Annotated in this window: 17 protein-coding genes; 12 read left to right on the top strand and 5 right to left on the bottom strand. The window is 48.8% G+C overall.

Annotation, left to right across the window (positions count from 1 at the left end):
- Positions 1 to 26: 26 nt before the first annotated feature.
- Positions 27 to 2,093, bottom strand: coding sequence for a phenylacetic acid degradation bifunctional protein PaaZ (paaZ, locus tag WDV75_RS00705; protein WP_273559311.1), 2,067 nt, complete (start codon positions 2,091 to 2,093; stop codon positions 27 to 29).
- 329 nt (positions 2,094 to 2,422) lie between these two features.
- On the opposite strand from paaZ, the gene paaA reads away from it, so the two are divergent.
- From paaA to paaX, 12 genes are all read left to right on the top strand, one after another.
- Positions 2,423 to 3,364, top strand: coding sequence for a 1,2-phenylacetyl-CoA epoxidase subunit PaaA (paaA, locus tag WDV75_RS00700; protein WP_337927173.1), 942 nt, complete (start codon positions 2,423 to 2,425; stop codon positions 3,362 to 3,364).
- A 39-nt stretch (positions 3,365 to 3,403) separates the two neighbouring features.
- On the top strand, positions 3,404 to 3,691 hold the full coding sequence (gene paaB / locus WDV75_RS00695) for a 1,2-phenylacetyl-CoA epoxidase subunit PaaB (RefSeq protein WP_273559315.1): 288 nt from the start codon (positions 3,404 to 3,406) through the stop codon (positions 3,689 to 3,691).
- An 11-nt stretch (positions 3,692 to 3,702) separates the two neighbouring features.
- Positions 3,703 to 4,494 (top strand): 1,2-phenylacetyl-CoA epoxidase subunit PaaC, encoded by a 792-nt coding sequence (gene paaC / locus WDV75_RS00690; RefSeq protein ID WP_273559317.1) that lies wholly within the window; start codon positions 3,703 to 3,705, stop codon positions 4,492 to 4,494.
- A 30-nt stretch (positions 4,495 to 4,524) separates the two neighbouring features.
- Positions 4,525 to 5,043, top strand: coding sequence for a 1,2-phenylacetyl-CoA epoxidase subunit PaaD (gene paaD, locus WDV75_RS00685; RefSeq protein WP_273559319.1), 519 nt, complete (start codon positions 4,525 to 4,527; stop codon positions 5,041 to 5,043).
- A gap of 27 nt (positions 5,044 to 5,070) precedes the next feature.
- Positions 5,071 to 6,159, top strand: a complete 1,089-nt coding sequence (gene paaE / locus WDV75_RS00680; RefSeq protein WP_273559321.1) for a 1,2-phenylacetyl-CoA epoxidase subunit PaaE — start codon at positions 5,071 to 5,073, stop codon at positions 6,157 to 6,159.
- A gap of 9 nt (positions 6,160 to 6,168) precedes the next feature.
- Positions 6,169 to 6,942 (top strand): 2,3-dehydroadipyl-CoA hydratase PaaF, encoded by a 774-nt coding sequence (gene paaF / locus WDV75_RS00675; RefSeq protein ID WP_273559323.1) that lies wholly within the window; start codon positions 6,169 to 6,171, stop codon positions 6,940 to 6,942.
- A gap of 3 nt (positions 6,943 to 6,945) precedes the next feature.
- Positions 6,946 to 7,743 carry a 2-(1,2-epoxy-1,2-dihydrophenyl)acetyl-CoA isomerase PaaG gene (paaG, locus tag WDV75_RS00670; protein WP_273559325.1) on the top strand — a complete coding sequence of 266 codons (798 nt, stop codon included), beginning with the start codon at positions 6,946 to 6,948 and terminating at the stop codon, positions 7,741 to 7,743.
- 2 nt (positions 7,744 to 7,745) lie between these two features.
- Positions 7,746 to 9,344 carry a 3-hydroxyacyl-CoA dehydrogenase gene (locus tag WDV75_RS00665; RefSeq protein ID WP_273559327.1) on the top strand — a complete coding sequence of 533 codons (1,599 nt, stop codon included), beginning with the start codon at positions 7,746 to 7,748 and terminating at the stop codon, positions 9,342 to 9,344.
- The gene (gene paaI / locus WDV75_RS00660) at positions 9,328 to 9,804 is read left to right on the top strand and encodes a hydroxyphenylacetyl-CoA thioesterase PaaI (protein WP_420497515.1); all 477 of its coding nucleotides are present in this window, start codon (positions 9,328 to 9,330) and stop codon (positions 9,802 to 9,804) included. Before WDV75_RS00665 ends, paaI begins: the two co-directional genes overlap by 17 nt.
- Complete coding sequence (pcaF, locus tag WDV75_RS00655) at positions 9,801 to 11,015, top strand: 3-oxoadipyl-CoA thiolase (RefSeq protein ID WP_273559331.1); 1,215 nt, start codon at positions 9,801 to 9,803, stop codon at positions 11,013 to 11,015. The genes paaI and pcaF overlap by 4 nt, the downstream gene beginning before the upstream one ends.
- Before the next feature lie 125 nt (positions 11,016 to 11,140).
- Positions 11,141 to 12,472 (top strand): phenylacetate--CoA ligase PaaK, encoded by a 1,332-nt coding sequence (gene paaK, locus WDV75_RS00650; RefSeq protein ID WP_273559333.1) that lies wholly within the window; start codon positions 11,141 to 11,143, stop codon positions 12,470 to 12,472.
- Between the two features lie 171 nt (positions 12,473 to 12,643).
- A complete protein-coding gene (gene paaX, locus WDV75_RS00645; RefSeq protein ID WP_273559335.1) occupies positions 12,644 to 13,585 on the top strand; it encodes a phenylacetic acid degradation operon negative regulatory protein PaaX in 942 nt (313 codons plus the stop codon).
- Between the two features lie 5 nt (positions 13,586 to 13,590).
- On the opposite strand, the gene WDV75_RS00640 is transcribed toward paaX, so the two are convergent.
- The 4 genes from WDV75_RS00640 to WDV75_RS00625 all read right to left on the bottom strand — a co-directional run bounded on the left by WDV75_RS00640 (position 13,591) and on the right by WDV75_RS00625 (position 17,622).
- Positions 13,591 to 14,784 carry an FAD-dependent monooxygenase gene (locus WDV75_RS00640; protein WP_273559336.1) on the bottom strand — a complete coding sequence of 398 codons (1,194 nt, stop codon included), beginning with the start codon at positions 14,782 to 14,784 and terminating at the stop codon, positions 13,591 to 13,593.
- Positions 14,785 to 15,189: 405 nt separating this feature from the next.
- Positions 15,190 to 15,450, bottom strand: coding sequence for a type IV toxin-antitoxin system AbiEi family antitoxin domain-containing protein (locus tag WDV75_RS00635; RefSeq protein WP_273559337.1), 261 nt, complete (start codon positions 15,448 to 15,450; stop codon positions 15,190 to 15,192).
- A gap of 14 nt (positions 15,451 to 15,464) precedes the next feature.
- A complete protein-coding gene (locus WDV75_RS00630) occupies positions 15,465 to 16,970 on the bottom strand; it encodes an FAD-dependent monooxygenase (protein WP_273559338.1) in 1,506 nt (501 codons plus the stop codon).
- Positions 16,960 to 17,622: a class I SAM-dependent DNA methyltransferase gene (locus WDV75_RS00625; RefSeq protein WP_338804173.1), complete on the bottom strand. Its 663-nt coding sequence runs from the start codon at positions 17,620 to 17,622 to the stop codon at positions 16,960 to 16,962. The genes WDV75_RS00630 and WDV75_RS00625 overlap by 11 nt, the downstream gene beginning before the upstream one ends.
- Between the last annotated feature and the right edge of the window lie 137 nt (positions 17,623 to 17,759).

Below are 17,759 nucleotides of genomic sequence, written 5' to 3'. Positions count from 1 at the left end.
AAATACCCCCAGGCTCTTTGCTTATCCTAAGCCATAACATCCCCTTGCTGCCGTTCCACTAACGTCAGGATGCTATAAAGCGCCACCGGCTGTTGTTCCTGATTCAACACCTGCACATCCCATACCACCACACCATGTGGTTTATCTTCTGGTGTCTTCTGGACTTTCTTAATCTTCTTCTTGCAGGTCAAACGCACTTGGATGGTATCACCAATCTTGACCGGCTCAATAAAACGCAGGTTTTCCATACCGTAGTTGGCAAGTACCGGTCCCACTGCACCATCAACGAACAAACCCGCAGCAGCCGATACGACAAAATAACCATGGGCTACCCGTTCGCCAAACAGGGATTCAGCTGCACCGATCTTATCCACATGAGCGTAAAAATGATCGCCACTCAGACAGGCGAAATTCACGATATCCGCTTCCGTCACCGTCCGGCGAGCAGTCAGTAAACTTTCACCCATTTCAATTTGTTCAAAATATTTGCGGAATGGATGAATCGGTTCTTCTTTTACTTTCGCGCCACGAACCCACTCACGGCCAATCGCTGCCAGCATACTTGGGCTGCTTTGAATTGCTGTGCGCTGCATATAGTGTTTCACAGCACGCAAGCCACCTAACTCTTCGCCGCCACCGGCACGCCCTGGGCCACCATGTGCCAACATAGGCAACGGGGAACCGTGTCCCGTGGATTCCGCAGACGCCGCTTCATCCAGCACTAACATACGGCCATGCGCACAGGCTGTCGCCCGGATCACCTGTACAGCAATCTGCTCATCTGCCGTCACCAATGAGCCAGCCAAACTCCCCTGCCCCATCATCGCCAATGCAATCGCCTGTTCGGTATCCTGATACGTCATTAACGTGGCAACCGGCCCAAAGGCTTCTGTGCCGTGTACCACCTGATTGGTCATTGGATCTGCACAGTAGAGTAATGTCGGCGGGTAGAAGGCACCATTACGGTTGCTATTGCCTGTCAGCACCAATTTATCCAGTGAACCACCACATAAAACCTCGCAACCACTAGTGCGCAATTCGTTGACTTTCGCCTGCACCTCGTCACGCTGTTCCCGATTAATCAACGCCCCCATGCGCACTTCTGGCAACGTAGGATCACCAACAGCCACACCAGACAGCCGCTTAAGTAGCGCTTGTTTAACCGCTTCCATTTGGCTGGCAGGCACAATAACGCGTCGGATAGCCGTACATTTCTGGCCGGCCTTCACCGTCATTTCGCGTACCACTTCTTTGATGAAAACGCCAAACTCCGGCATATCTGGAGTCACATCCTCACCTAAAATGCAGCAGTTAAGCGAATCCGCTTCCATCGTAAAAGGAATGGATTTTTCTATCAGTCGAGGGTGGACACGCAACTTCCGTCCCGTTTGTGCCGAGCCGGTAAACGTCACTGCATCCTGATAATCAAGATGATCAAACAGATCACCAATACCACCACAGATCAATTGCAGCGCCCCTTCCGGCACCAGGCCGCTATCGATGATCATTCGCACCATCGCCTGTGTCAGTTGGGCAGATGCGGTGGCAGGCTTGATAATCGCTGGCATACCTGCCATCCACGTTGGCGCCAATTTTTCCAGCATTCCCCAACACGGAAAGTTAAACGCATTGATATGCAGTGCAACACCGAGGCGGGAAGTCAGCACATGGCGTGCCACAAACTGGGATTGTTTAGACAGTGGGATCATCTCATCTTCCGGCCACAAGGTATCATCCGGCAATTCTCGCCCTGCTAATCCTGCATACGAGAACAGTGTTGCTACGCCCCCCTCAATATCCACCCAACTATCCGCACGGGTTGCACCTGTTTCCGTGGAAATGGCATACAGTGCTTCTTTGTTGGCGAGCAGGTGTTTTGCAACTGCTTTCATCATCTGCGCACGCTGTTGGAACGTCATCGCAGCCAGTGCCTTTCCCCCTTTTTCACGGGCGTAGACTAAACTTTCTGCCAATGGCAAACCTTCTGAAGATACCTGATACAAAGCTTCGCCGCTTACTGCATGATGAATGGTTCTGGGATTGCCTTGCCCATAAACCCAGGCACCACAAATGTAACTCGTTAACTGTTGCATTTTTTTCTCCACCGATTTAACCAATGAAACAATCATTAAGTAATGGAATGCCATTTATGTATCACATATATGATTGACAAAACCACCCACGAAATTAACAAAATACAAACATTCTCCACCTAATCACTTGTTAATATTTATCCCACCACCAAATAAAAATGATTAATCAATTGTTTTATAAAGAGTTAAAATTAATATTGTGACATGAACAACAAATGCACAATTTTTGTGTTTGCTATTTTTGTTACCAGTTTGTAGATTTACGGTTATAAAAAGTGATTCATTTTTATGTCTTATATCAAAAAATAAGAATCATAATGGAGTCGCATATGACAACTGATCCACTTCAGGCGAGCTTTGAGGCCAAAATAGCCGCAGATCTCTTTATTGAGGCTAAAGATTGGATGCCCGAAGCCTATCGCCAAACCCTGATACGTCAGATTGGCCAACACGCACATTCAGAAATCGTCGGCATGTTACCGGAAGCCAATTGGATCACCCGTGCCCCTACATTACGTCGCAAGGCCATATTGCTGGCGAAAGTCCAGGATGAAGCCGGGCATGGACTGTATCTCTACAGCGCCGCTGAAACATTGGGCTGTTCCCGTCACGACATCTACCAAAAGTTGTTAGATGGCAAGATGAAATATTCCTCGATTTTTAACTATCCCACCCTCAGTTGGGCCGATGTTGGCGTGATTGGCTGGCTGGTGGATGGCGCAGCGATTGTCAACCAGGTTGCCTTATGCCGTGCCTCTTACGGTCCCTACGCCCGCGCGATGGTCAAAATCTGCAAGGAAGAAAGTTTCCACCAGCGGCAAGGTTATGAAGCAGTCACAGTGCTGGCGAATGGCAACGAAGCCCAACGTACCATGTTACAAGATGCCATTAACCGCTTCTGGTGGCCGACATTGATGATGTTTGGTCCCAATGACAGTGACTCTCCCAACAGCGCCCAAAGCATGGCATGGAAAATCAAGCGATTCAGCAATGATGAACTGCGGCAAAAATTTATCGACAACACCGTCCCCCAGTTGGAAGCCTTGGGTATGACAGCGCCCGATCCTGAGTTGGCTTGGGATGAAACAACAGGACATTACCGTTTTGGTGCAATCGACTGGGATGAATTCTATCAAGTACTGAAAGGGCAAGGGATATGCAACCACGAACGTCTGGAAGCCAAACGCCGGGCTTGGGAAAACGGAAGTTGGGTACGGGAAGCAGCTTCTGTTCACGCCAGAAAAATGGCGGCCAAAAAGCGCGCTGCTTAATGCTGTGCACGACCTGAACAACATCGGGAGGAGGACTCAATGAACGATACCGATTGGCCACTGTATGAAGTCTTTGTCCGCAGTAAACAGGGGCTAGCGCACCGTCACGTCGGCAGCCTCCACGCAGCAGACGATCAAATGGCGCTGGAAAACGCACGCGATGCCTACACTCGGCGCAATGAAGGTTGCTCCATCTGGGTGGTGCAATCCATCTATCTGGTGGCTTCACAACCGGAAGATCGCGGCGCTTTTTTCGAGCCATCGGAGGACAAGATTTACCGTCATCCGACTTTCTACACCATTCCTGATGGCATCAAGAATATGTAGGGAAACGGAATATGAATATACCCAGCATTTCATCCCCCAATCATTCCCGGTTAAACCACGCCCTGTTCAAATATGTACTTCGTCAGGGAGATACCCCACTGATTCTGGCACAGCGTTTGTGCGAATGGTGTGGACATGCACCAGAACTGGAGATTGACCTTGCCCTGTCCAATATCGGCCTCGACCTATTGGGCCAAGCACGCCATTTCCTCAGTTATGCCGCCACCCTTTCAGGAACAGGGCAGGATGAAGATCATCTGGCGTTTTGGCGTCATGAGCGCGAGTTCTGCAATCTGCTGCTGGTGGAACAACCTAATGGCGGCTTTAACGACACCTTGGTACGCCAATTTTTTATTGATGCCTATCATGTCTTGCTGCATCAGGCGCTGAGACAAAGCCGCGATCCCCAGTTGGCGGCCATTAGTGCCAAGTCGTTGAAGGAGGTGGAATATCACCTGCGCTTTAGCCGAGGCTGGATGATCAGATTGGGGGATGGAACGGCACTGAGTCACGAAAAAATCCAGCAATCGATCAATCAACTGTGGCGCTTTACTGGCGAACTGTTCTATTGCGACGAAATAGAACAGCAACTGGCAGACGAAGGCATTGCCGTTGATCTTGGCACCCTACATGAACCGTGGCTGCAAATCATTAACGAAACGTTCACCGAAGCCACGCTAGAAATGCCACAAGAAGCACCTTATCGGCGAGGTGGAAAACAAGGACTACATACGGAGCATTTGGGATTCCTGTTGGCAGAAATGCAATACCTGCAACGTACCTACCCCAACTGCAACTGGTAACAAAACGGAGAGGGTAATTAGGAGGTGATCATGGAACAGCAATACAATACTCGCTTTTACTCAGAGATACAGCCGCCGGAAGTTCATCAAATCTGGCAATGCCTGCACCAAATTGCCGATCCAGAACTTCCTGCTCTCTCTATTACTGATCTCGGCATGATACGGGCCGTCACCCCATTACAAAACGGCTGGCGGGTGACATTTACCCCAACCTATTCCGGCTGTCCTGCGACGGAATACCTGATCGAAACCATTCAGAAAATACTGGCACAAGCCGGCTTCTCTCCCGTACATATCGAAGTGAGCCTGCACCCTGCGTGGACCACCGATTGGATAAATGCAGATGCCAAACAACGTTTGCGAGCATCCGGTATTGCTCCGCCTCAAGGATTAGTTTGTGAAAAAACGGCGGATATGGAACCCATCAGCTGCCCGTACTGTGGCAGCCATGCAACAGAAAAAATCAGCGAATTCGGTTCCACTGCCTGCAAAGCGCTCTACCGCTGTCGGGATTGTTGGGAACCATTTGATTATTTCAAATGCATTTAACGAGGACGCACTTAAGAGGAACGTAAGATGTCCACTTTGCATCAAACACGCTCACATGGCTTTCACCGCTTAAGCATTGCCGCCATTGAAAGAGAAACGCCAGATGCTGTAGTCGTTACCTTGCATATTCCCGATGAGCTGAAAAAACAGTTCTGTTATCACCCCGGCCAACACCTGACACTCAAGGCGAAAGTGAATAACGAAGAACTACGCCGCTGCTACTCCATCTGTAGCTCACCGTTGGATGATGTATTACAAATTGGTGTCAAAGCCATACACCAAGGCCGCTTTTCGACCTTCATCAACCAACAATTAAAAGTCGGGGATGAGCTGGAAGTTATGCAGCCACAAGGCAATTTTGGCCATCACCCCAATCAAGGCCAGCAGGGACATTATCTGGCTATCGCCGCCGGTTCGGGTATTACGCCCATTTTATCGATCATCAAAAGTACACTGGCATTAGAGCCTAATAGCACTTTTACGCTTATTTATGGCAATCGCACTAGTCGCTCCATCATGTTCAAAGAAACGCTGGCCGATCTCAAAAATTGCTACCTGAGCCGTTTTCAAGTGCTGTACTTATTCAGTCAGGAATCCACTGATAGCCCATTATTTAATGGACGTATTGATACTGAACACCTAAACCACATTGGCAAAACCCTGCTCAATTTTACCCAATTTGACCATGCTTTTCTCTGTGGACCCGAAGCCATGTTGGATGAGGCCCATTCTGCATTGGAGCAGGCGGGAATACCGGTTGAACGCATCCATAGTGAACGTTTCAATACCGGACAAGCCACGGTAAATTCCCGCCCTGCCAATCTTACAGAACGCTGTGAAACCCGCGTTGAGATCCACCTGGATGGCCGTATCCTCAACATTGCCATGCACGCCGAAGATAACAGCATCCTCGATGCCGCATTACGCCAAGGCGCAGATTTACCCTACGCCTGCAAAGGCGGGGTATGCGCTACCTGTAAATGCCAGCTTAAAGCCGGTGACGTGGATATGAGGATGAATTACAGCCTCGAACCCGATCAATTGGCTGCCGGTTATATCTTAAGTTGCCAGTCATGGCCGAAAGGCGATGGCGTCGTTGTCGATTTTGATGTCTGAGGAGCCACCATGAATCAGGAATGGATCTTATGTCAGGAGCAGCAAAGGGTACGCATATTAACCTTAAATCGGCCAGAAGTACACAATGCCCTCAGTAATGATTGTCTGGAACAACTCGTACAGCAATTGGAACTCGCCGATGCGGATAACGATACAGGCGCCATTGTTATTACGGGATCACAACGCTGTTTTGCCGCAGGTGCCGACCTGAAAGAACTACAGCAACAGAACGTTGCAACAGCCATGACAGATCGCCGTCCACAGCTATGGCAACGTTTAAATAATATCAGTAAGCCTCTGATCGCTGCCGTTAATGGCTACGCACTTGGTGCTGGCTGCGAACTGGCATTGGCTTGTGATTTGGTGATTTGTGGAGAAAACGCCCGCTTTGGCCTGCCAGAAATCACCTTGGGGCTGATGCCAGGGGCGGGGGGAACGCAACGACTCATCCGCAGCGTCGGCAAAGCATTGGCTTACCAGATGGTATTAACCGGCGAAGCTATCGATGCTCATCGCGCCCGGGAAGCGGGGCTAGTCAGCCAAGTTTGCACTGATGCTCTGACATTAGAACGTGCAATACAGATTGCACAACGCATCAGTGAATTTTCGCCCTTAGCCCTGCGGGCAGCCAAGGCAGCTCTCAAAACCGCACAAGAAACCAGCCTGTCACAAGGGCTACTCGCCGAACGCCAGCACTTTGTTACGTTGGCAGGCACAACCGATCGTCAGGAAGGCATCACCGCCTTTCTGGAAAAACGTAAACCAACCTTTAAGGGGTTCTGATCGATGGAAAACATGTCAACGGTACTGACCGATATACAAGCAGGTGTCCTTAGCATTACTCTCAACCGTCCAGAATGCCTCAATAGTTTTAACGAGGAGCTGCACCAGCAATTAAGTTTGGCAATGGATATTGCTGAACAAGATGAGTCCGTACGTTGTGTCCGGCTCACCGGAGCCGGACGTGGCTTCTGTGCCGGACAAGATTTAAACGATCGCAATGCCATCATTTCTGAGGGCGATATCCCTGATCTTGGCAAATCCGTTGAACGCTACTACAACCCACTAATCCGGCGTATGACTTCCCTGCCTAAGCCCATTGTCTGCGCCGTCAACGGTGTAGCGGCGGGTGCCGGTGTCTCCCTTGCCCTGGCCTGTGACATCGTTATCGCTTCCCGTACCGCCAGCTTTATTCAGGCTTTCTGCCGTATTGGCCTGACACCCGATTCTGGCGGTAGCTACTTTCTGCCTCATAAGATTGGGCAGGCGCGGGCGATGGGGATGGCACTATTGGGCGACAAAATCAGCGCCGAACAAGCACTGGATTGGGGCATGATCTGGCAAGTTGTTGAGCCTGAAGAGTTGGAAGGCAAAACCCAGAAGCTCGCCCGACACCTTGCTACCCAACCTACCTTAGCCCTTAGCTGCATCAAGCAAGCCACCTATGCAGCCGCAACCAATACGTTGGACCAACAACTTGATCTCGAACGAGATTTACAACGCCTGTGCGGGCATAGCGAAGATTTCCGTGAAGGCGTCAATGCGTTCATTGAAAAACGCCAGCCAACGTTCAAGGGGAAATGAGCATGAACACGCCTCACCTCCACGGCCCCATAGCCGTTATCGGTGCGGGAACAATGGGTATCGGCATTGCTCAGGTTGCGGCTCAGGCAGGACATTCCGTCCTGCTGTTTGACAGCAACAGCGAAGCGGTCAGTCAGGCGCTGGATAATTTACGCACCCGCCTGCATCAACGTGTAGCAGCAGGCAAAGCCGAAACCAGTGCAACAGAAACCCTGTTACAACGCATCACTCAGGCGAATTCATTACATGCGTTAGCACCGTGTGGGCTGGTGATTGAAGCCATTATCGAACAACTGGCAGCTAAACAGGATCTCTTCCAGCAACTGGAATCCATTTGTTCACAGCAAACCCTGTTTGCCAGCAATACTTCATCCTTGTCGATTACCGCCATTGCCCGCGTCCTGTCTGCCCCGCAACGCATGGCTGGGCTACACTTTTTCAACCCAGCCCCTCTAATGAAGCTCGTGGAAATCGTTCAAGGTCTGGAAACTTCCCCCCAAACCGTGACAACACTCAAAACCCTCATGACTGGCTGGAAAAAACAAGCTGTGATTTGCCGTTCTACGCCGGGGTTTATCGTCAATCGCATCGCTCGTCCATTCTACGCTGAAGCCCTGCGCGCACTGGAAGAACAGGTTGCCACTCCCGCTACACTGGATGCCATTCTCAAAGAATCTGGTGGTTTCGCGATGGGGCCATTACAACTGATGGATTTGATCGGCCATGATGTTAACTACACCGTGACGGAATCCCTGTTCCAGGCTTTCCATGGCGATCCTCGCTTCCAACCTTCGCTGCTGCAAAAAGAGTTAGTGGATGCCGATCATCTTGGACGCAAACGCGGTCGTGGTTTTTACGTCTATGACATAAAAGGAAACGGTGGAAAAAAAGAGAGCCAGCCACAACCTAAGATCGCGCCGAAACACACCAAAACCCTAAAACAACCGATGCGGATCAAAGCGACAGGAAATTGGGCGGCATTGCCGCACTTGGTTGCCCTGTTACAGCAATATGGAATCATCTTCGAAGAAAACAAAAATGACCGATTCCACTCCCCGACCTTGCAGCTTGATGACATTCTCTTGATTCTGACCAAAGGGAGAACCTGCGCCCAGATTGCCGACGAAGTCAGGGCACCCGTGGTGCAATTTGATCTTTCTGTCAATCACCAATCGGCCTCTATCATTACACTCAGTGCTGCTTGCCAGAATACGCCTCAACAAACCGCAAAGGTGATCGGTTTTCTGCAATCCCTCGGTAAACAGGTCATTCTCTTGCCAGACTATCCCGCTTTGTTAACCATGCGTACCGTTGCCATGCTGTGTAACGAGGCACTGGATGCCTTTAATAAAGGCATTGCCAACGTTGAAGATATCGATTTGGCGATGTGCCACGGTGTGAATTACCCCATCGGCCCGCTGGCATGGGGTAAGCAGTTGGGTTGGAAACATATTCTCAGTACACTGGAAAACTTGCAGAAGTTTTATGGGGAACCCCGTTACCGCCCAACGCCTTTACTGCGCCAACTCGCGGCGGGACATACTCAACTCCCTCTCCAGCAGCCCCAAAAACGCCAAAAAGGGGATGATCATGCAAAATAATGCTAACGCGGCTCGCCACTACGTTGAAGCTATGTATGCCCAGGATGCCTGTGCTCAAAATATGGGGATGCAGATTGAACATATCGATATCGGGTTTGCCCGACTCAGTATGAAAATCGTACCCAATATGCTCAACGGTCATCAAAGTTGTCACGGTGGCATTCTGTTCAGCCTGGCGGATACCGCTTTCGCCTATGCCTGTAACAGCGACGGGAAAGCCGCCGTCGCTTCCAGTGGCAGCATCGATTTTATCCGTCCGGCATTGGTGGGTGATCAACTGATCGCCACCGCTTCTGTTCGGCATCAAGGTAAAAACACTGGCCTGTATGACGTGGAGATCATCAACCAAAACGGTAAAGTTGTCGCTTTTTTCCGTGGTTACTCCTATCGTCTCAGTCATCCTATTTCTGACAATACGCTGAAAAAGAACCAGCCAAACCGTCAGGGAGAGCAATCATGAACCATGCATTTATCTGTGATGGTATCCGCACACCTATCGGCCGTTATGGTGGTGCGCTATCCAACCTGCGGGCTGACGATCTGGCTGCCCTGCCGTTACGGGCATTGATGACGCGTTATCCGGCGTTGGATTGGGAACAAATTGATGACGTGATCCTCGGCTGCGCCAATCAGGCTGGAGAAGATAATCGCAACGTCGCACGTATGGCACTATTGCTGGCAGGGCTACCAAATTCAGTCTCTGGTACGACAGTCAACCGGTTATGTGGCTCAGGCCTCGATGCACTCGCCTTCGCCGCTCGCAGTATTAAATCCGGCGACGCCCAACTGATATTGGCGGGTGGCGTTGAATCGATGACCCGCGCTCCTTTTGTAATGGCCAAAGCAAACAGTGCTTTCAGCCGGCAAACTGAAATCTTTGATACCACCCTTGGCTGGCGCTTTATTAACCCGCTGATGCAACAGCAATTCGGCACAGATTCCATGCCAGAAACGGCAGAAAATGTCGCCGCCCAGTTTCAAATTAGCCGTGATGACCAAGATGCCTTCGCCCTGCGCAGCCAGCAACGTGCCGCCAGAGCGCAACAACGTGGCCTACTGGCCGAGGAAATCCTCCCTGTTACTCAGCCTCCCGCCAACAAAAAAGGCGTAGCTTCTGTCATTTCACAGGATGAACATCCCCGCCCAGAAACGACGCTCGAACAATTACAACGACTCAAAACCCCATTCCGTGCCGGCGGTACGATCACCGCGGGTAACGCTTCCGGTGTCAATGATGGGGCGGCAGCACTGATCATCGCCTCAGAAACGGCAGCCTTACGCCACGGCCTGACACCACGGGCGCGTATCATCGCAACGGCAACATGTGGTGTTGAGCCACGTATCATGGGGATCGGGCCACTGCCTGCGACTCGCAAAGTGCTGGAACTCACCGGCTTAACCCTAAACCAACTGGATGTTATTGAACTAAATGAGGCTTTCGCTGCACAAGCACTAGCTGTGATGCGCCAACTGGGGTTACCAGATGATGCAGAACACCTGAACCCGAATGGAGGCGCGATTGCGCTGGGGCACCCTCTGGGTATGAGCGGCGCCCGCCTTGCGTTGACAGCCACGCTTGAACTGGAGCGACGTGCCGGACGTTACGCCTTGTGCACCCTGTGTATTGGGGTAGGACAAGGCATCGCCATGATTATTGAACGTGTTTCATAGCAGCTATTTTTACAACAACAAACTGATACACAGTAACCTGACTTCACCAACACCTGTATATCACTACGCACACATAACCACAAAAACAACCTGTTACAAACAAACCAACAAAAGGACAGGAAACTATGAACAACAACGTACAACACCTAAAAAGACCCGCCAAACAATCTCTGGATGCCATTGAATTTGCTTCACGTGATGAGATTCAGGCATGGCAATTTAACCAGATGAAATGGACCCTAAACCACGCCTACAACAACGTTCCCATGTACCGCCACAAATTTGATACAGCCGGTGTCCATCCAAGTGATTTCAAGCAACTCAGTGACATCACCAAATTTCCTTACACCACCAAACAAGATCTGCGGGAGCATTATCCTTTCGATACCTTCGCTGTCCCAATGGAACAGATAGTTCGCATTCATGCTTCATCCGGCACAACAGGACGCCCAACCGTGGTGGGTTATACCCAACAGGACATCGACAATTGGTCAGAGCTGATCGCCCGCTGCCTGCGATTTGCCGGAGTAAGTGCCAAAGACAAAGTTCACATCGCCTACGGTTACGGCCTGTTCACAGGAGGATTAGGATCACATTATGGGGCTGAGCGACTGGGAGCGACTGTCATTCCGGTATCTGGCGGTAACACCATAAAGCAAGCGCAGCTGATTGTGGATTTCAAACCTGACATCATTATGATAACGCCTTCTTACTGCCTGACTTTACTGGATGAGCTGGAGCGCCAGATGGGTGGGGATGCCAGCACATGCTCCTTACGTATTGGTATTTTTGGCGCAGAACCGTGGACAACCACCTTGCGTACTGAAATTGAAACACGCATGGGTATCAAGGCGTTGGACATCTACGGCCTGTCCGAAGTGATGGGGCCAGGCGTTGCGATGGAATCACTGGAATACGCCGACGGCGCCACCATTTGGGAAGATCATTTCTATCCGGAAGTGATTAATCCTGACAACCTGAATAACCTAACAGACGGTGAAACCGGAGAACTCATTCTCACTACCCTGAGCAAAGAAGGTATGCCTATGATCCGCTATCGCACCCGCGATCTGACGCGCTTATTGCCTGGTACGGCATGTAATATGCGGCGCATCGGCAGAGTCACCGGCCGTTCCGATGACATGATGATTATTCGTGGCATCAATGTTTTTCCATCACAGATAGAAGAACAGATCATGCACATCAAGGAACTCTCACCGCATTATCAATTAGAAATCAACCACGAGGGCAATCATGATTGTTTGTCAGTCAAAGTTGAATTGAAAGAGCCAAATCAGCTGAACGATGAACAACGTTGCAATCTCTGTCATCAATTGCGCCATCACATAAAATCGGTAGTAGGGCTTAACACCGATGTCAGCATTGTCAATTATGGTGTCATTCCACGTTCAGAAGGTAAAGCAGTACGGGTAATCGACAACCGACCACGCGAATAAACCTTTCGCCACCGCAAGTTAAATAATATGAAACAGCGGTGGCACCTTTTTCCAATGGTATTTTTCCCAATAGTATGTCGCCTTAAAGGGATTTTTCTAAGCGTATCGATTAAGCCCATTGATACAGTTATGCTAATGTTATGACACACTTTTGAGCAGATCACCGAAACTATGACACATAAACTTGACGATTTTATCCAACACGCTCTCAATGCACAGCCTATCAGCGGAACATCGCTGATCATCTCCTTATATGGGGATGCCCTGAGTCACCGTGGCGGTGAGGTTTGGCTTGGTAGTTTGAGCTTCTTGCTGGAGTCGATGGGGTTTAGTGACCGTTTTGTGAGAACAGCTGTATTCAGGCTGCAAAAAGAGGGGTGGCTTACAGTAGAAAAACTAGGGCGACGCAGTTATTACCGCATCGCCGAGCGGGGAATGCATCAATTTCGTCATGCAGAGGATAAAATCTATCTCAGTGAACAGCCAGAATGGGATGGCAAGTGGGATCTGCTGCTACTGGAAGGCACCGCCAAAAACGAGCGTATACGCTTAAAAAAAGAGCTGAGCTGGCTCGGTTTCGCACAATTTAACCGTACCCTGATGGCCGCACCAAGTCATTCCCAAAGAGATATTCCCTCACTGTTAGGGGAACTCAACGCCAGCGATTCTGTCATTTATTTCCGTGCTGATTATCCTTATCCACGTTCAGAACAGAGCCTGAAAGAACTCGTCTCTATCAATTGGTCACTGGAACAGATATCACAGCACTATCACGAATTTATTGTTTCCTTCCGCCCGTTGATGACGCTGCTACGGGATTGTCATGAGGCTGACCTGACGCCAAGACGCTGTTTCCAGCTGCGTCTTCTGCTCATCCACTTTTACCGCCGTATCGTTCTGCGCGACCCACAGCTGCCTGATGCCCTGCTACCCGCGCAATGGGAAGGGCAAATTGCCCGTCATTTGTGTATCAATATTTATCAGCACATTGGCCTTGCCGCAACACGCTATGTCAGTGAATGCTGCGAAACAACCATTGGCCAATTACCTCAACCCGCCGCCGCGTATTACCGACGTTTTGGCGGGTTGTACAGTGAAATAGGGGCCTATTAGGAGATTCACAAAAGTCCTGCATTTTTATACGGCGTTAATCCGAACATCTCTTTAATCGTTTCGGTTTCGTAATTAATCGTCGTCATGGCAATTTCTTGACTACGCTCTTGGGGATTGAGGTTTCGGAGCATCAGATCTCTTTCATTCATTTTACGATTTGCCATGACAATTTTAGAGACCGCAGGTATACGAACATATTCATATGCCGCGATTGCAGATTCGAAATCAGGGTATTCATATAGCGCATAGGCAAGAGTTTCTGCATCAATAATAGATTGGGTTGCACCATTTGCCCCAACCGGAAACATCGGGTGCGCAGCATCACCCAGCAGAACACACCGCCCACGACTCCATTTTGCTAATGGTTGCCTATCTACCATCGCGGTTCGCATAATTGTTTTACTCATGGTGATGACTGTTCTTAGATCTAACCAAGCAAAATGCCATTCTTTAAGCAGATCAAGCAGGAAATTTGTCGCCTGCGAGCGGTTGATTGCCGTATCAGGCAGAGTCTCATATGACATAGGAACAAGAATGACCCAATTGATCAAACTCTCTGCGGATAGATCATGCAATTTGGACATAGGATAAGCCACCAAACGAACCCCGTTTTCATCATTAGCAATAATCATGGTTCGGCCATCCAGCAACCGCGGCATAATGGTCATTCCTCTCCAGAGCATGATGCCGCCAGAATTGAATTCCGTAGTATCAGGGAATAATGCCCGCCGCACTACCGAGTGAATACCATCCGCTCCCACGATCAGTCTGTTCGCCCATTCCGCTTTATGAAAGAAATCACCAGAAAACGCAGAACCGAAGTGAAAAGCTTGTTTGTCCTTTGCTATAGAAAATATCAGGTTAAGTAACTTGGCACGGGATATTGATATTTGTGGGGTATCGAATCCGGCTTCTATGCCTCTTGCTTCTTCGAAAAGAAGAGTTCCCAAATGATCCACATAGCGATGAACTCTTGTTTGGACCCCAACCGCATTCAATTGCTCCGAAAGCCCTAAACGATACAAGGTTGATACCGCAGTAGGTTGAATATTCAAACCAAATCCGGCTTCAGAAAGCAATTTTTGCTGTTCATAAATATCACATTCTATACCCAATGAAGCAAGCTGAGCGGCAAGAGTGACACCACCAATTCCGGCACCAGCAATGACGATTTTTTTGTCTGAGTGGTACTTCATCATGAATAATCCCTCTTAAATCATTTACCGATAGAATGAAACAGCACCTAATGCTAAAAACGGCAATATTATTTTGTACCAATCGCCTTTCAAGGAGCGTCTTATATCTCCCCGCGTAGCGGGGAGATATAAAAATCACATTGATTTGCAAGCTGCAACTTGAAGTTGGATTGGTATAAAAGTTTCATCTCGTAGTCCTCTTATCAATTGACAAAAGCATCAAATACAGACGATAAGTCCTCGAGTTAAATTGAGGTCAATAGATATTAAGAAAGACAAACACGCTGCTTTTTTTCTATCTGGCACAGAAATCCATTGGGTATATACCCATCTCACTTCAAAATTCATATTGTATCTCCCCGCTACGCGGGGAGATATCACACGCATCTTGGAGTTAGATTGGTATAATTAGCTATTCCTTTGGTGGTTTATTTGCGATAAAGCTGACTCCAGACTGATGTAATTATATTCACCTCGTCGGATATTTTTGGCGATAGTTTCCAGAGGATAGCTTCCCATACTGGCCCGCGTATAGGCATAAACGCCTTTGGTAATGCGAAGTAACAGCCCAGCTTTGACGAGGCGATCAATAGATTTTTGCAATGTCCGGGAAGGTTCATCAGCAAAGATGACTTCCAAATCTTGTAAAAGGAAAATAGCTCTTCCCATTTTGCTGAACTCATCTAACGATTTATCCAACTCTCTAAACGTGTTTTTGCCTGTGTAATATCACTCCCCAACCACAAAACAATACCATCAGGTCTCACGATAGTCGCCTGTCCATCTCGCAGTAGTTTCTGAGGGGAAATTAGCTCAACCACCGTCAATTGTTGAGCAGCGGTTTGAAAATATGATTGCAGTGCAGATACCAGTCTGGGTGCATGATTGTGTATTAAGACAAACTGTCTTTCCCGCAATATTTCTGTCAGCTTACGTTCCTGTCCCGCATGACGCAGCACTAAATGCGGTAAACGCTGACCAACTCGCTTATGATCACCTTTCTGTCGCAGGCAATGATATTGAGCATCTTCACCAGCCAACATCCTGACAACTTTTTTCTCGATATAGGGAATTTTGGTTGCCTGCACGCCAATCCAATGCACCATTCGCCCCCAAATACCTGTCGCTGTATTAAATTTAAACAGTAAGTCTGTATTTTTTAATGCCGCTTTTGCTATCGGCCTGCGTTCGTTTTCATAGGAATCCAAAATATCTGGCAATAAAGTTCCCTGAATAACGCCAGCCAATTTCCAACCTAAATTGGCCGCATCACCGATCCCCATTTGAAGCCCTTGACCACCAGCAGGAACATGGGTATGAGCCGCATCACCAAGCAGGAAGATCTTTCCCTCTCGATACCGTTCCGCTAACCGCTGTTTACTTCTGTAACGTGCACTCCATAAAATATCGCCTAACCCAAAATCCTGCCCCAAAATGGCAGACATACTACTCGCAATCTCTTCTCTGGTAACAGGTTGCTTGACCGGCAAATCCATTCTTTGATTATCTTCAATGCTGATGCGATAAGTACCATCTGGTAATGGAAATAGCGCAACCAAACCTCTCGAAACAGAGCGCGCATACACCGCTGGAGTTGGAGGTGTATTCAAGGTCACATCCGCCACAACCAACGAGTGTTGATAATCCTGCCCAACGAAAGGAATATCCAACAATTGACGTACAATACTGTTGACACCATCAGCACCGAGAACCCAATCGTATTCTATCTTGGTTACCGAACGTGACTGGGTTTCTTCAATCTGCACAACAACCGTTTCCCCCATTGGTGTCAACGTCTTAAGTTCCATTCCTCTTTTGAGATTGACGCCGACCTTATTCGCCCATTCTGTCAACACACTTTCGGTATACGATTGTGGAATGATTACCATGTATGGAAATTCGAGTGCCAACGTTGAAAATGAGAGTGTTCTCCCTTTCTTATCCCCAACAGGAGCCTCCGCCCACACGATACCTCGACGTATCATTTCATCCGCAATATTCCAGGCACTTAACAGTTCAAGAGTGATTGGCTCCAACCCAAAAGCGCGCGAATGCAATGAAGCCGCAGGTCGTTTATCAATGAGATCAACCGAAATTCCCTGCACAGAGAGCGCGGCAGCAACCGCCAGCCCAACTGGCCCCGCGCCGACAACCAATACACGTTGGGTGATACGGGTATTACTGGTCATGATAGCTGCGTCCTCCATTGGGAAGTTGAAAAACGGAAACAATAATATTTCTAGCCGTCGTCGTAGAATAAATCCGCTGTAACCCCGCCGCTTCTGCCAGGCGAACGATTTCTGCTTCGGGTATGTAACTCCCCAGACTCCCCATGATCCAGTTAATCAAAGATTTAATTCCCCAGCCTGGTGGGGCATTTTCGATAAGACAAAACAAGCCATTAGCGTGAAGAATCCGTCGTATCTCATGTAATCCGGCAGATTTATCATACCAATGCCCAAAGGACATCGAACAAACGATCAAATCAATACTGCCTGATGGCAGAGCCAGTTCCTCTGCCATTCCCACCATGAATTTGGCGAATGGCCTGCGCTTGAACGCTTCATCTATCATACCTTGGGCCGGATCGATGCCAATGCAGTTGGCCTGAGGCCATCGGATATGTAAGTGCTCCAACAATGCGCCGGTTCCACAACCAATATCCAATATGCTACGGGGCTTGGATAGCCAATCCATCTGCTTCAAAATGCTCAAACATTCTTCATGTGCCAGGTGCAATTTATCGCCATATTTTTCTTCATAGGTAGGCGCTATTCGATCGAAAGTTTCAATAAAACCAGGCCCTTTTTTCATCCTCGTTGTTTTCTCAGAATTTAACATTTTCTGAAAACCTCCAACACTTTTAAGTAAAGCAAACGTAATCAATTGTGTTGACTTTTCGCTCCCAATGTCAAATTCTATCGATCACAAGACGATCACAATTATTATCAACCTAACCAATAAAAACAAATAACACC

It is taken from the genome of Xenorhabdus griffiniae (assembly GCF_037265215.1).
Taxonomy (GTDB): Bacteria; Pseudomonadota; Gammaproteobacteria; order Enterobacterales; family Enterobacteriaceae; genus Xenorhabdus; species Xenorhabdus griffiniae.
This window is presented reverse-complemented; position numbering and strand designations above follow the sequence as displayed.